We start from the raw sequence: 15902 nt of genomic DNA, 5'->3' as shown, positions 1-15902 counted from the left end.
AGAATGTCCCGCGAATGAAACCAAATCTGGCAGAACGCTTTTTACTGGATGAATGTAATCCAGAGACAAAACGGATATTGGAAACAGAAATCGATGAAATGATTTCCGGGCGCGGCCCCCGTTTTCGCGAACACCATTTCAACCTCTATGACATCAAGCTGGATGCTGTACGTCGCAAGGTCGGTATTTTTGACATCTTTGATCCCAAAGAAAGTGGTCGAATGGAACTGGAAATGTTCCACTTTCGCCTGCTCCTCAAACGCCTGACCAGTCAATCTGTACCTGATAGCTATGGGAAAACAGGTTCAGGGGTTCTCAATTTTTTGACATCCAGTGCCAAAAAGCTTTCGCCGCGGAAAAACAGTATTGCCTTTAAGAACAAGGTTCTAAAGAAAAAGCGTGAAATCTATAGCCTTTATGAAACCACGCCGTCTCTGCCCCGGAAAATCACTACACTTGGTCTAATTGAGAACAATAAAAAAATCACGCTGTTGGTCCAAAACGACCCCAATGGACAAGAAGAAACGGCATCAGAGCAAAAAGCACGTTTTTGCATCTGCTTCCCCAAAACCATAAGTTATCGCCAATCTACAGAAAGCTATCGTCTGCGGATGCTCGCAACCATGGACCCATCCCTTGTTGCCTCAACTGGTTACGGGCTTTTTACAGTGGAGAATTCCAAATTTTTCAAATGGCTGGACAAAGAAAGCTACAATCGTTTTGAAAAGCGAGCGCCAACCCATTACTTGCTGATCACCCACCACGAGGTTTACGACATTCTCAGCTACTACCCGCCAGAGGTAACAGAGCTTCAACCAGACACCCTGTCCCAACAAGATAATGATATGGAACAGGGCTTTTCAATCTGGGATCTGGTATAGCGAACCATATTTCAATTCCCGCACTATTTCTGACAATAAAAACCCTTAATTTCCGGGATCGTTTCTACAATCTGTTTTCTTCTGATCACTATGCTCATACCGCAAGGTCAGTAACAAAATTGTCTGGTTCAAAGCATCAAATATCTTTTTCAGCATTTTCTCTTCTCCTTGCGCTTCCTATTTAAGGCGCGCTTGCGCCGAACTGACAAACGAGTTATGGAGTTAGTTCGAATAACCTGAGGTTATGCATGAAAAGAAACCTTATACCATGGGCTGCGCTGCGGAGTTTTGAAGCTGCGGGTCGCCATGAAAGCTTTACCGAGGCTGCACAGGAACTTTTCGTTTCTCAAGCAGCTATTAGCCGACAGGTTCGTGATCTGGAAGCACAATTGGGCAAAAAGCTTTTTAGGCGCGAACACCGCCAGGTACGTCTAACCGCTGAAGGGTCACACTTGCTCGCAACATTAACACAGTCATTTGATGCTATTGGCAATTGCCTGAATGAAATAAACGATACGACGCCCTCCTCGGTTCTGACAATTAGTATTGAACCATCCTTTGCATCCTGTTTGCTCACGATTTTCAAAGAGTTCAAGGATGCACACCCTGAAATTGACCTGAACCTGGAAGCAGATCACAGATTAATTGATTTCAGGTCTCACGATGCTCAACTAGCGATCCGTTTTTCACCAAGCGATCAAACATGGGATGGCACACAAAGCAAACATCTGTTGGATGTTGAGGTAACTCCGGCAATCTCACCCAAATATATCAAAGCGAACATGCCCTTAAAAAGCCCACGGGACCTTCTTCATTATACTTTACTTCATGAAGACAATCGGGATGACTGGAAAAAATGGTTTGCTCCGCACAAAATCAACTCTGGCGAGATCGAACGCGGTCCAATCTATGATAATGCCGCCCTGATTTTGCAGGCTATTATCGACGGCCATGGTGCTGGCTTTTGTGATCGCAAGTTTATAAGGGAAGATCTAAGCTCAGGCCGCCTGATAATCCCCTTTGAAAGCTCTTTTTATCAAGGCAGCTATTGGCTAGTCGCCCGTGACTTCGCCAACCTACCCGAAAGCGCAACCAGTTTTATCAACTGGTTTCTGCCACGTATGAAACGATTTAGCCAAGACTAAAGGCATAAGAGATCAAATGAAAATACTTGTCATTGGTGGTACGCGTTTCTTTGGAAAAAACCTTGTCTCTGCACTGTTAGAGCAAAAGCATGACGTCACCATACTGAGCCGAGGCAACAATGACATTCCCTACCCGCAAAAAACTTCTCATATAAAAGCGGATAGAAATGATTTTACTGATGCCCTTAATACAGAGAGCCATTGGGATGTTGTTTATGATCAAATTTGCTATTGTACGAATGATGCTATCGCAACCCTGGAAGCCATAAAAAACAAAACAAAAAAGCTTATTATAGCGTCTTCTGAAGCCGTTTATCCTGACGGTGCGAATATGAAAGAAACCAATTTTGATCCTTATAAATTCCAATATGAGTCGGGCTTGCGTTCCCAATTCACATATGCAGCTGGGAAACAGAACGCTGAAGCATTTTTATATCAGAATGCAAAAATTCCTGTTATCGCAGCAAGGATACCTTTTGTTTTTGGTGAAACAGATTACACCAACCGCCTGAGGTCTCTGATTGATGCGGTAAAGAATAAAACACCTCTATACGTCCCGTGCCCTCAAGCCAGTCTATCAATTATACATGAAACAGATATAGCGAACGCTTTAGCTGCTCTGAAAGAGATCGACTATAACGGACCGTTCAATGTCGCGCCGTGCGCTCTCATTACCGTTCAATCTTTACTGGAAAGAATAGAGGCCGTTGTGGAAAGGGCACCAATAATCGAAAACAACATATCTCCCAATAGTTTTTCATCCGATTTTTTCGTTCCTTCAAGCAGATCCCTAAACCCGGAATTGGCAGCAAGTTATGGATTGCAGGTTCCCGATATCGAAGATTGGCTTATGCCTTTGATTAAAACTATTCATAACCAATTCACATCCCACTAATAAGCAAAAATCCGTTTGAGTTACGACCAACCTGATTTAATTGCTGGGCATCTATCCTATCTGCTCAAGGCAAGCCGTGTTGCCAAGCCAACAAAGATAACACCAAGCAAGCCGTCGAGGTGCCTGCCTAGGTTCTGAATTGATTTCAGTCTTTTGCCAAGTGCCTGCCCAACCTGGCTAAAGAAGAGAGAAAATCCACAATTTATCAAAAGCGCAAAGCTGGAAAGAAGAAAACCGAGAATAAGAATTTGCGTGGTTAAGCCCCCTGTTCCGGTGGTAAATTGAGGCAGAAACAGAGAAAATGACAGCAGAGCTTTTGGATTTAATAAATTACTTAAAAGTCCTTTGCTCACCAGATCGTATTTACTTAAAGAAGTATCATCAGGCTGATCAAGTGAAAGTTGTTCATTCCGATACCAGCACAGCAAACGTTTATAGCCTAGCCATCCCAGATAGCACGCACCGACAATCTTCACGCCAAGTGCAGCACCTGGCATTGCCTGCATAAGTTGCCCCAGACCAAAAGCAACCAGCAATGTCTGGATAACACCGGCAATAAAAATCCCCAGCGAAATCATCAAGCCAAAATGAAATCCGCGCGTAGAAGAATAGGCCGTAATCAAAACCAAATCAGGCCCCGGTGCAATGACCACAAAGAAAATTGCCGTCAAAAACAACGGCAAAACAGATACATCAATCATCGCCGGGAAATCCTCATCTGAAAAAGATGGGCAGTAATTTGATGCGATTATGTGTTTATGACCAATGAAATTTTTTGATGACTTAGATAAGAAAACATAAGGAGGAAATATCAGTTAGATTTGAATTTACTCTTTGAGTTTATTACATGCCTTAACGTAATTAAAACCACATGACAGCTTATAATACTTCCTAGCTTTGGAAAAACTCTGCTCCCTGCCACGACCAATAAAATACATAACTCCAAGGGAATAACATCCTGCCCCGTAATTTAAGTCACATGCCTGAGAATATAGCTCAAATGCCATATTGGCATCCTTCTCAACACCTTGTCCTTTAAAATACATATTTCCTAAATAATTACAGCTTCTGGCAATATCTTCTTCACAGCCAGTATTAAAATACTTAGCAGCTCTAACATAGTCTTGATCTACGGCATCTCCCTTTTTGTATATTCTTCCCGCCTCAACACAGCTCTGTTTGACTCCACTCTCACAAGCAATATTAAATAAATTCAAAGCCTTCTCACCATTCAGTTCGACGCCTTCTCCGCCGAGGTAACGAATAGCGAGTAAATGACAACCCAGTTGATACTTATTCTTACAGGATTTCTGAAGATATATAACAGCTTTACTTAAATCTTTCTCAACCAATTTGCCTTCATAGAAAACATGGCCCAAGTATGCACAACTGTGATAAAAATTAAGATTGCAAGCTTTGACGTACAGTTCTATTGCTAAGCTACTATCTTTTTCAAATCCTGCGCCTGTCTCATAATTATAACCTAAGCTAAAACAACCTTGTCCAATGTTCTTTTCACAAGAAAACTTAAGAAATTCATTTTGTATATCTTGAAGATAAGATGCCTTACTCGGCAAAGGAAACAAAAACAAAGTAACGGCTAATATCATCCCAAAATATGTTTTTAAATAAAGATGCATAGAGATAAAGTACTCAACTGAAATACAAAAAGTTACTATTATTAAATTTTACAAAACATAAGTTAAATTTTCAATTTTTATAGTTTCTAGAACTTCCCCCTCACATCCGCCACCGCAGTACGCGCTTTTCAATCAATCCGATGGCTGAATTCACAAGTACGCCAAGGATCGAGAGAATGGCAACACCAGTGAAAAGCCGTTCGAGGTCATAGAGTGATCCTGCCTGAAGGATATAGGCACCGATGCCGTATTCTGCGCCTAGCATTTCGGCGGCAACCAGCAGGATAATAGCAATGGCAAGGGCGATCCGCAGGCCGGATAGAATGCCCGCCATGGCCCCCGGCAAAACAATTTTGCGCACAATGGAAAACCACGCGAGGTTAAAGCTTTGCCCCATACGGATCAGACCGCGATCCACATTGTCCACGGCCCCATAGGTGGCAACAACCATCGGCGTGAAAGTACCAAAGGCTATCAGGGCGTATTTGGAAGCTTCGTCAATGCCAAACCAGATCACAAAAAGCGGTAACAACGCGATCTTTGGCACAGGGAAGAGAGCTGCGACCAAGGGAACCAGACCAGCCCGGACATAGGAAAACAGGCCAATGGCAATGCCCAGACTAACGCCCAGTACAGTCCCGATGGCGGCCCCGATGACAAAACGGGTCAAACTCGGCATCAGATGTGTCCATAACAACCCAGAACTATAAAGCTCGACAAAGGTGTTGAAGACATCCGATGGTTTGGGGATCGTCAGGGCCGAAATAAACCCGATCCGGGTTCCTGCCTCAAGAAAGGCAATCAGGACGAAGAACACCACAAAGCCCATCCAAGGGCGGGATACCGGGGCAAATCCGCCGCCCCGAAAGGGTACAGGTTGTTGTTTTGTTGCCAAATGAGAGCCGGGTGCTTGTTTTGTATAATCAAAATTTGACTTCGCACCTTTTGAATCTGGCTTTGAATCATTAGGCATTGATCAACTCCGCATCGGCGGCCATGGCCTCATCCCGCATCATCTGCCACAGGGTATTTTGTTGCTGCTCCAGATCCGGGTCGGCATGTCTGCGTTCAGACAACGGCTTATCAATCGTCACAACTTCGCGAATTTCCCCCGGACGGCGGGAAAGCACCACAATCCGGTGCCCCAAACGCACAGCCTCAGCCAGATTGTGTGTTACATACACGGCGGTAAAGGGCTTGCGGGTCCAGAGCGAGACAATATCATCCATCAAAAGCTCGCGGGTTTGGCTGTCCAGCGCCGACAAAGGCTCGTCCATCAACATAACCGCTGGGTTAACTGCCAAGGCACGGGCGATGGCGACCCGTTGTTTCATACCGCCGGAAATCTGTTTGGGAAAAACATCCGCAAAATCGCTGAGTTTGCAACGCTCAAGAACATTATTGATGATATCCTGGCTTTCGACCCGACTAATCCCGTGATCTTCCAGAACCAGCGAAATGTTGCCCGCCACGCTGCGCCACGGCAACAGGGCAAAATCCTGAAAGACATAGGTCAATGGATTAAGGCACCCTTCGGGCACATCACCAACCTGAAGAATGTCGCCCAAAGATGGTCGTTCCAGCCCGCCGATCAGGCGCAACAGCGTTGATTTCCCACAACCAGACGGTCCGACAATACAAACGATTTGCCCCGAAGCAATATCCAGATTTATATTGCGCAGAACTTCTCTCTCGCCGTAGCTGTGATGAATGCCAGAAAGCTTAATATCCATAACACCAACTTGTTATAATTATATGGAAACAGCGGAGCATAAACTCCGCCGCTTAAAATTCCTCGCCAACAGGCTGTCTGACAATAGATCGGCTGCCAATAGACCGTCTACTGGCAAAATAGATAAAGCTCTTAAAGTGTCTTTACGTAGCTGGTATCAATCAGTTGATCCAAACCGATTGTACCGCTTACCAGCTTTTCAGACTTGAACCAGTTAAGCTGCTTTTCGATGGACCCCACATTCATTGCCACGCCTGGGTTCAGGCGCATTGATCCGTTGATAATGGATTTAGCGGCCTTTTCTCGTGGCTTGTCGGCATAAACATACTGGTGGATCAAATCGACCATTTCTGCGCGGCCCGCGTCCCCCAACGTACCATCAACCATGGCGGCGTTATAGTCGGCAATGCCTTTGCTGTAGGCGGCAATAAAGTTCCGTGTCATTTCCGGCTCTTTCGCCGCATTTTTGGCAGAGGTAAAGGCCGTTGTGACCTGATAATCCGGCAAGTAATCAGATACATCACCAATGATGTGTACCGCGCCTGATCCAGCTAGTGGCTTGGCAATATGCGGGACAATAGACCAGGCATCAATCTGTCCGGTTTTCAGCGCTCCTATGATGGCTCCGACTTTCTGGAGCGGCTTGAATTTCAGGCCAACGCCTTCCTTCGCAGCAATTTGAGATCCCATGTAATGGAACGATGATCCGGCTGTGGTCATGCCAAAGGTCTTGCCATCCAGCTTGTCCGATGATGTTACCCCCGCCTTGAAGGCCGCATCAGACACCAGTATTTTCTGACCATCAATGCCCTGTTCTTCTGACAAAACGCCGCCGATAACCTTGATCGCGCCTTTGTCCGCCAGCGAAATCAACCCGCCAGAGATTGCGGTAACCGCAAAATCAACATCTCCGGATGCAATAGCAACGGCCATTGGTGTTGCCGCCTGAAAGAATTTCAGTTCAACATCCAGCCCCATTTCCTGAAAATATCCCCGTTCCAGCGCGATAAAGCTGGCCGCATGACTGGTAAAGCGAAGCGCGCCAACGGTAATTTTACGGTTTTTGGCAACAGCAGGTGTTGCCAGTGTGGATGCAGCGATGGTGGATGCAGCCAGGGTGCCGCCCATCAATGCCAGTGCTTCACGACGGTTCAGTTTCATTTTTTTGCCTTTGTTCACTAAGCGCAGATTTCATTTCCTGGTTTATCAAGTATCCATCCCTCACAGAATAAATCTGTCGGGAATAGTGGGAAATGAAGCGAGTACAGATTGTGTTGACGTAAAGAAGAGTTATTCAAGAGAAATTAGTGCCTAAAATTGCCCATTTGGTCAAGTCATGCGGTGTGAAATCTGCATTAAGCATTAGAAAAAGCACTCATAATTACCAATAAAAAACTTAACCTCTTAAATCGTCAAACTTCGTTCATTAACGAAGCATTTTATCCAAAACAAATGATAGAACAGAGATCACTATTCGGTTTATCTGGCTTTGGCTTATTCAGCTTTAGCTTATGGGAAATATTCTATGCTACTCAACTATCTCTATGAAAACTTCTACGAAGAAGCCTCTCTCCTTAAACAGTCTCAAGTTTCACAAGAAGAGCTCCGGCTTTTGATCTCACAAAGAATAGCGCCGCAGCCATCTTATGTAATAACCGCGAACCTGAAAACGATCTCTTTTGTAAGTCAAGACACACTTTCGGAAACCTGCCGTTTTTATCCCAAAACGTACCCGGAGTGGCTCAACATATTAAAAACCAAAAACCTGGATACCGAAGACATAGCCAAGAATTATTTTAGACAGGCTTATCAAAAAGCTCGGCAAAACTTCTTTGAAAGCGAACAGGGCAAGGACTTACTAGAAGAATATCCGGCTTTATCTGATTATTTGACAGCTAATCATTTTAACGAGACATGGAACCATTTCCTGGGTGGTGTCTTTGGGGTGTGCACACGGGAAAACTTGCCAAGGGGTATTTTTGAAAAGCAGCTTCTCGTTCGTTTTATCGATTATATGAAACAACACCACAGCCCTGCGAACATATCTCCGCTCAGCAAATCACGACTGGAAACTGCCGTTGCTTATCTGAACATGGTAGAAGCCGACTTTGCCCCCCACGAGGTTCCCATCACGTCACGCCAAAGATGCATCAATGATGTCAGGAAAAAGTACAGGATTTAGCCTGCTTGTTAGCTCTTTCACAAAGAAGCCTTGCACCTAACACTTTGGCCGATAAAATAAAATTCTCGTTCAAGGATACCTATCCTTCCTGATAATCTCCTTTCCTAACCCAAGGGATCATAACATGGCGCGCATTGCATTTTTAGGAATCGGCCTGATGGGCACAGGTATGGCAGGACAGCTTATTGATGCAGGCCATGAAGTCCATGTGTTTAACCGGACGCGCGAACGTGCCATGCCATTGGTCGAACGCGGGGCCACACTGGCAATATCCCCTGCGATGGCGGCACAGAATGCCGATGCGATCTTTGTTATGGTGGGGGATGACGTGGCCTCAAAAGCAATGTGGATGGGACCGGAAGGTGTATTGAGTGCCGACCTCAGGCCCGGCACCCTTGCCATAGAGTGCTCGACCCTTTCCCATGACTGGGTCGAAGAACTGTCCCTCGCCGCAAAAATGAAAGGGTTAGATTATCTGGACTGTCCTGTAACCGGACTGCCTGATGCTGCCGCTAGCGGCCAACTCACCCTCTTTCTGGGAGGCGATCAAAGCACAATTGATAAAGCTCGTCCCTTTCTGGAAATCATTTCGTCAAACCAGCTTTATTTTGGCCCCATTGGTTCTGGCACAGCCTATAAGTTGATCGTCAATCTGATGGGATCCATACAAATCGCCGCGGCGGCTGAAGGCTTAGTCACGGCTGAACGCGCAGGATTAGATCTAGATCTAGTGGCAAAAGCACTCGGTACGGGTGGATGTGGCAGTCCCCAAGTCACACGCAACGCCCCCCTTATGGTTCAGGGAGAGCACGAAAAAGATGTTCTCTTCTCGACCAAGTGGCGACTGAAAGACACAGATTATGGCTTGAAGTACGCTCACAAACTTGGGTTAAGTCCCCAAATCGGCTCTGCCACACTTGATGCTTTCCAGGCCGCAATGGATGATGGTTATTCTACCTCGGCTGAAACTAAGGTGATCGACGCCTTGCGCAAGCGTTTAGCAAAATAACACTGCGCCAATAGATAAGAATATAGAGGATACAAGCACAATCCTGTGCCCTTTCCGGTTCGAGCGAAAAAATCTGTTTTTCCAGAATATTCTTCTTAGCGTATTAGCTCTGGATGACACGGCTGGCTGGGATAATAAAGCTCACCGTTGTGCCTTTGCCCCGCGTGCTTTCCACTTTGATTGCCCCGTCGTGAAGTTCTGCCATACGCACACAAAGTGTTAGCCCCAACCCAGTGCCTTCAGAAGATCGTATCAGGGGATCTTGTCCACGATGAAATACTTCGAGGATATCATCAATTTCATCTTCGGGGATACCGATGCCCGTGTCTTTAACAGAGAGAACTATTTCTCCAGCCTTTGTCATATGATCAGCAATAGTGATTTCCCCACCGTCAGGCGTAAACTTGATCGCATTTTCCACCAGATTAATCAGTATTTGCTTCACATGACGAACATCAACCCTTACTTGGGGAAGAGCGCCCGACGCATGCCAGTGAATTGTTTTCTTGGGGCTATTTATCTTTCCTTCGATTAGACCTTTAACAATGTCAATCACTTCACCAGTGGACGTTACCTCTTCGTTTAAGGACATTTCGCCCAGATCAATAACCGATAAATCCATCAAATCATCGACGAGTTCGAGCATGTGTTGCCCGGCCGATTGAATATGGTCCAGATACTCTGCGGATTTGTCTTCACTCACTTTTTTCTTTTTGTTCAGCAGCATGAATTCTGTGTAGCCGATAATGGCATTCAACGGTGTCCGGAATTCATGGGAAAGGTTGGTCAGAAATGTATCCTTTGCCCGGTTGGCCCGGTTGGCACTCTCTTCCGCTTTCCGACGCTCTTTGACTTCATGAATAAGCCGGGTGTTATTCTCTCGCAATGCTTTGCTTTGCGCATCCATGCGACGTTGCAAGTAGGTGTTCCACCCGAAAAACAGGATCAGAATGCCCAGGCTTCCCGCTGCAATTTGCCAAAATATGGTGTAATCCGGTTTCGGTTCAATCTGCAATCCGATCCATTTGTTTCTGATTTCACGATGCTTTTCATCAGGGATTGATTGCAGCGCCTTTTTCATAATAAAGGCAAACTCGGGCCAATCGCTTCGTATACCCATGCTGATTTCATTAATGAAGGGCGTCTGCCCCGCAACCCGTATGTTCAACACCCCCTTTTCACGCAAAGTCTGACCGGTCACCAGAATACTGCCTATATAGGCATCAACCTCTTGCGCATTCAAAAGCTTGATACCCTCGGCAACCGTTTTGACCTCAACCAGTTCCAGCCCCATATTACCGGCCCGAATATTTTCGGTAACAGCATAGTTTTCAACAATTGCAACTTTCTTGTCCTTAAGGCCGGCAATACCGTCAATGTAGGGAACATTATCAAGAGCAAATATAACGAGAGGTAATTGTAAATAAGGATCTGTAAAGGTACTGTATTCCTTGCGGGAAATCGTCGGAGTAGCGGCAGAGAACATATCAAGTTCGCGATCTCTCACCATCTCTACACTGGTTGCCCAGTTGTACTGTTTACTAATTTCAAAAGTAACGCCCAAACGCTCGGACAATTCGTTCAAATAGTCAATTGCAACACCCTTAAAAACGCCGTTTTCATCGACGTATTCAATTGGTGGAAATTCCAGATCGGCCGCAACCCTGATTACTGGATGTGCCTTGAGCCAAGTCCGTTCTTCGCTGCTCAATAACAACTTGCGCTGTGGGTCCTCGACCCAGTATTTTAAAATCACACGTTGTTCTGAAAGCGAGATATTATCCAATGCCTTTTGCAGAATAGCCTGTAAAACCGGGTTATCGTTTCGAACAGCAATCGCATTTATGGAAGATGTCTCATCCAACTTTCCATGTTGGGAAATATTATCAATAAGCTCGTTACGGATAACATACATTGCCGCGGCCCTGTTCCCGATATAGGCATCGACCTGTTTTTTTGTTACCGCGTCCAATGCATCACTGGTCGTAGGGTAGCTTTTTACCTTGATCAAAGGATGGTTTTTAACCAACTGGTTCGACAGAAAAAAATCTTCTTCCAAGGCAACAGTTCTTCCCTCTAGATCGTCCAGGTTTTCAAAATATGAACTGTCTTTATGCGCGAAAATTACGTGAGGTACATTGAGGTATGGTGTCGTAAAAAGAAGTTCTTCCCGGCGCGTTGCAGAGGGGGTAATATCCATCAGCGCATCAATCTCTCCCCGTTTCAATTGTTCCAGCAGTACTCCCCAATTACCAGGAACAGTCTTCACAGCACCGTTCAAACGCTTGTTAAAAAGATAGAGAAGATCAACACCAATTCCCTTTGGTTGCCCTTCCTCATCAATGTAATCCATCGGCGGCCAGGCATTCATAATACCAACCTTGATTTCCGGATTATTCAGTAACCACGCCTTCTCCTTCTCATTAAGAACAAAGGACGGCGTTTGATTATAGCGATCAATAATATCGTCGAGTATTGGTATCCAGTTAGACGTAATCCTGTTTTTTTTACGTAACGGCATTTCATTCAAGACTTTGTCAATAATCCCGACAAGTTCCGGCCAATCTTTGCGCACCGCAAAACGCTGCCCGTTATTACGCAGATCATACTTGCTGGCCACGCGCAGGTTAACCAATCCGTATTCCTGTGCCACATAGATACTCACCCCCAGAACACCGACGTAAGCATCCGCATCATCAATCGCCACAGCCTGTAGCCCCTGTAGCGGGGTATCAACATAAACCGGAACGATATCAGGATAATCAGCCAGTACCCGCTGTGTCGAAGTATAGTCTTTAACCAAGGCAACACGCTTGCCGATAATATCGGTTGGGTGTTGAATATTTCGCCGTCCGACCTGAGATATAATAACCAGTGGCGTATTGATATAGATTTGCGAGAAATTCAAAAACTCGTCACGGTTTGGGGTTTTTACCGCCGTTGCGATAACATCTATGGTCTTTTCTTTCGCGCCACCAATAATTTCCGGCCAGGTCAAATCGGGGATGATCTCGAACTTCAACCCCGTCTCGCTTTCGATATGTCGAACAAAATCCGGTGCTATACCGCGATAACTTCCCTCGGTTTTTTGAAAACTATAGGGTGCGTAATCACTATCAATGCCAATACGAACAACGGGATGTTCTTCAATCCAGCTTTTTTCTGCTGGTGTAAGATCTATGGCAAAAGCCGTTTGAGTGAGAGGAATCAAGACAAGGAACAAGGCAGCTAAAAAGGTGCAACACATCTTGCGAAAACCGGGCACATAGCCCCCCTGTTCTCCTAAGAATGCACCCCCAACAACCTCGACACAGTTGCGCCACCAAATCCCAGACACGTTTTCGGCCCCCTGATTTTGATCAACCCCTTATACCGCCACCTTTTAAATAGATCGCTTTCAGTAAAATAATGCAACCAAAAGTAACAACAGTGCTATTACAGGGCGCTCTTATTTTTGAGAACCCGAAGAAATCGTGTGTAATGTTAATCAGTATGCTTCAGCCGTTATTTTTCATATTTCACAGCTTGTGCTGACATACTTCCTTAACCTCACAGATCTTTCATCAAGCAGTCCAGATGGTTTCCAAGGGTACAGGCCTTATTCATATACTCTTTTGCCTTGGTTAAGCTCTTACTCACACCACGCCCTTTTTTGTAAAGTTTGGCAAGCTTGGAACATCCCCTAGCCAAATCATTTTCACAGGCTTCACGAAAGATAGATGCGGCCTTTTTACTGTCTTGTTCCACTGGGCCACCAACATCATAGATATCCCCCAAACCAAGACATCCTGTGGGTTCACCAGCATCACAGGCCTTTGTAAAATAAGTATAGGATTTATTGATATCTTTCTCAACCATATGACCGATAAAGTTAAACCCTCCCAAAACTGAACAACCTTCTGCCCAACCTATTTCACAGGAATGTTCCACCAGGCCAATACCTTTTTTAACATCTTTTTCGATGCCATATCCCATGACCTGCATCATGCCCAAACTGTAACATCCCTTGCCTTCCACAGCATCACAAGCCTTCGAAAACAGGGGAACGGCTTTTTTAAACTCGGGTCTGTTTTCACCTGATGAAATCTTCAACATTCCGGCCCTGAAATAACTGCTCGCCAGATTAGAACACCCCAGGGAGTAATCAAGATCACAGGCTTTTTGATACAGGTTATCCGCTTTTGTCTGGTTCCATTTACCAATGCGGCCATTCTCATACAAAGTACCCAGATTATTACATCCGTCCCCGACATCTGCATCACAGGTACGACGATATAAATCTTCGGCCTTTCCAGTATTTACATCAGTACCCGTTCCAGTATCATAGGCCCACCCCAAACCAAAACAGGACATCATTTCATTGCGATCACACCCGCTTTCGAACATGTCAAAGCCTCGGTCAATATCCTGGCCGACGCCATCACCTTCAATATACATCCATGCCAGAACCTGACAGGCATCCGGTTCTTTTTCAGCACATGCCTGAGTGAAAAGATTAGCAGCTTTTTCTTTGCTTTGTTTGACGCCTGCACCATCATAATAACTGCGGGCTAGAAGAGAACACCCCAACGCATCCCCTCCGTCACACGCGGTTTTGAAATAAGAAGCCGACTTTACGAAGTTCTCTTCAAGTACGAGACCTTCCGCATGATACATGCCCGCAGTTGTACATCCGTCGGGCAACCCTTTCTGACAGGATTTCTCATACATCGACACAGCAATTAAACCGTTCTGCGTTGAGCCATTTCCTTCTTCGTGCAAAACGCCCAGATTAAAACACGCCGATGCTATATCCAGATCACAAGCCTTTTCATAAAAACTGATGGCCTTTGCATAATTTTGTTTAATCAGAGTACCGTCGTCATAAAAAAAACCTGCATTAAAACAGCCCAGACCATCGCCATTATCACAGCCCAAGAGAACATATTTCAATGCCTGATCCACTGATTGATCAAGGCCATCACCATCTTTGTAGAGAATACCCAGATTGGTACAACCATCCCCAAGCTCCAGATCACAGGCGCGTTGGTAATACTGTGATGCTTTACGATCATCTTCTCGGACCAGTGTTCCCTCATCATAAATACTTGCCAATCGCATACACGCGTCAGCATAATCATCATCACAAGATTTATTGAAATAAGTAATCGCCCGATTTATATCAACTTCGCGTCCCAGACCTTGTTCCGCAGCCATACCGACGTTAAAACACCCAACATTATACTCAAGATCGCAAGATTTGTTATACAGTTGAAGTGCCTTGGATAGATCTTTGACACCTTCTGTGCCATTTTCCCAAAACCAGCCCAATCTGTTGCAAGAAGTCGCTTCTTCGCCATCACATCCTATTTTATAAAGCTCTAACGCTTTATCTTTATTGGCAGAAACACCAAGACCATTTTCGTAAAACCAACCAAGATTACTACAGGCTAATGAATAGCCTAGATCACAGGATTTTTCATAAAACACAAAAGCCTTTGTCAGGTCTTTTTCAAGCCCCTCGCCATATTCATAAGACCAAGCCAGATTATTGCACCCAAGTGCATTTTCAAGATTACATGCTTTTCGATATAACGTAATAGCTTCATCAATATCTCTATCGAGAATTTTTCCCTCGTCGTAAAAACCCGCAAGATTGGAACAGGCTGTACCTTCATCTGCATCACACGCCTTTCGGTACAACCCGATACCTTCGTCAAAATCCTGTTTGACACCTATGCCGTTTGTATAGATCCACCCCAGAACAGAACAGCCCAACGCTTCACCATATCGGCATGCACGGTCATAAAGCTCTATCGCACGATCCATGTTTTTGGGTAATCCAGAACCTTCTTCGTATAGCCGCCCTAAACGATAACAGCCCAACCCATCATCCCCGCCACAACCAAATTGATAATTACGAAAGGCTGCCTTGAAATCCACATCTGTACCATCCCCGTACTCGTAAAAATTTCCCAAATTGGTGCAGGCATAATATTCATTTGCATCGCAAGCTTTGCCATAGAATTTTATAGCCTTGTCCGTATCTCTAGCCACGCCATCACCCGTGTCGTAGCTCCATGCCAGACTATAACAATCCCAGCTCTCCCCCTGTTCGCACCCCTTTCGATAGTTCTCAATGCGAATAGTGCTATTCAACGCACTCTCGGGGGCATGATCCTTGTTATATCCAAGGCATTTTTCTGTATTATTTTCAGCGCAAATCCCACGATCACGAATATTGCCATCATTAAGGCCCGCGGCTTGTCCTCTGTCAGAAAAAGAAACAACCCCAGCAAAAATAATAACAAAAAGTACGATTGAAGACAGTTTTCGCAACACCAAGTCCCCTTATTGATATTTATTCTAGTAATAGTTGCCTTGACTGTCAGAAACAAGCCTGAGTCCTAATAATTTAAAACTGCAAGATGTCGTTTAA

At 45.1% G+C, this 15902-nt stretch carries 12 protein-coding genes; 5 read left to right on the top strand and 7 right to left on the bottom strand.

Going from position 1 to position 15902, the window contains the following annotated elements:
• Window positions 1-14 precede the first annotated feature (14 nt).
• From WH96_RS05485 to WH96_RS05475, 3 genes are all read left to right on the top strand, one after another.
• Window positions 15-881, top strand: a complete 867-nt coding sequence (locus WH96_RS05485) for a hypothetical protein (protein ID WP_047763088.1) — start codon at window positions 15-17, stop codon at window positions 879-881.
• Between the two features lie 248 nt (window positions 882-1129).
• Entirely contained in the window at window positions 1130-2026 is an 897-nt protein-coding gene (locus WH96_RS05480; protein WP_047763087.1) for a LysR substrate-binding domain-containing protein, read from the top strand.
• 16 nt (window positions 2027-2042) lie between these two features.
• On the top strand, window positions 2043-2921 hold the full coding sequence (locus WH96_RS05475) for an NAD-dependent epimerase/dehydratase family protein (protein ID WP_053005716.1): 879 nt from the start codon (window positions 2043-2045) through the stop codon (window positions 2919-2921).
• 56 nt (window positions 2922-2977) lie between these two features.
• Here the strand turns inward: WH96_RS05475 and WH96_RS05470 are convergent, their stop codons facing one another.
• The 5 genes from WH96_RS05470 to WH96_RS05450 all read right to left on the bottom strand — a co-directional run bounded on the left by WH96_RS05470 (window position 2978) and on the right by WH96_RS05450 (window position 7454).
• On the bottom strand, window positions 2978-3622 hold the full coding sequence (locus tag WH96_RS05470) for a LysE family translocator (RefSeq protein ID WP_047763086.1): 645 nt from the start codon (window positions 3620-3622) through the stop codon (window positions 2978-2980).
• Window positions 3623-3748: 126 nt separating this feature from the next.
• Window positions 3749-4561 carry a tetratricopeptide repeat protein gene (locus WH96_RS05465; RefSeq protein ID WP_047763085.1) on the bottom strand — a complete coding sequence of 271 codons (813 nt, stop codon included), beginning with the start codon at window positions 4559-4561 and terminating at the stop codon, window positions 3749-3751.
• Window positions 4562-4661: 100 nt separating this feature from the next.
• Window positions 4662-5534 carry an ABC transporter permease gene (locus tag WH96_RS05460; protein WP_082130353.1) on the bottom strand — a complete coding sequence of 291 codons (873 nt, stop codon included), beginning with the start codon at window positions 5532-5534 and terminating at the stop codon, window positions 4662-4664.
• Window positions 5527-6294 carry an ABC transporter ATP-binding protein gene (locus WH96_RS05455; protein WP_047763084.1) on the bottom strand — a complete coding sequence of 256 codons (768 nt, stop codon included), beginning with the start codon at window positions 6292-6294 and terminating at the stop codon, window positions 5527-5529. The genes WH96_RS05460 and WH96_RS05455 overlap by 8 nt, the downstream gene beginning before the upstream one ends.
• Window positions 6295-6425: 131 nt before the next feature.
• Window positions 6426-7454 carry an ABC transporter substrate-binding protein gene (locus WH96_RS05450; protein ID WP_047763330.1) on the bottom strand — a complete coding sequence of 343 codons (1029 nt, stop codon included), beginning with the start codon at window positions 7452-7454 and terminating at the stop codon, window positions 6426-6428.
• A gap of 364 nt (window positions 7455-7818) precedes the next feature.
• Here WH96_RS05450 and WH96_RS05445 point away from each other — a divergent pair, with 364 nt between their 5' ends.
• Complete coding sequence (locus WH96_RS05445) at window positions 7819-8475, top strand: DUF6058 family natural product biosynthesis protein (RefSeq protein WP_047763083.1); 657 nt, start codon at window positions 7819-7821, stop codon at window positions 8473-8475.
• 124 nt (window positions 8476-8599) lie between these two features.
• Window positions 8600-9484 (top strand): NAD(P)-dependent oxidoreductase, encoded by an 885-nt coding sequence (locus WH96_RS05440; RefSeq protein ID WP_047763082.1) that lies wholly within the window; start codon window positions 8600-8602, stop codon window positions 9482-9484.
• A gap of 103 nt (window positions 9485-9587) precedes the next feature.
• On the opposite strand, the gene WH96_RS05435 is transcribed toward WH96_RS05440, so the two are convergent.
• Window positions 9588-12821 (bottom strand): transporter substrate-binding domain-containing protein, encoded by a 3234-nt coding sequence (locus tag WH96_RS05435; RefSeq protein ID WP_047763081.1) that lies wholly within the window; start codon window positions 12819-12821, stop codon window positions 9588-9590.
• Between the two features lie 212 nt (window positions 12822-13033).
• Window positions 13034-15805: an SEL1-like repeat protein gene (locus WH96_RS05430; protein ID WP_047763080.1), complete on the bottom strand. Its 2772-nt coding sequence runs from the start codon at window positions 15803-15805 to the stop codon at window positions 13034-13036.
• Between the last annotated feature and the right edge of the window lie 97 nt (window positions 15806-15902).

Origin of the sequence: Kiloniella spongiae, assembly GCF_001026905.1 — a bacterium.
Classification (GTDB): domain Bacteria; phylum Pseudomonadota; class Alphaproteobacteria; order Kiloniellales; family Kiloniellaceae; genus Kiloniella; species Kiloniella spongiae.
The sequence above is the reverse complement of the archived record's forward strand: the minus strand, read 5'-3'. Positions and strand labels throughout refer to the sequence as shown.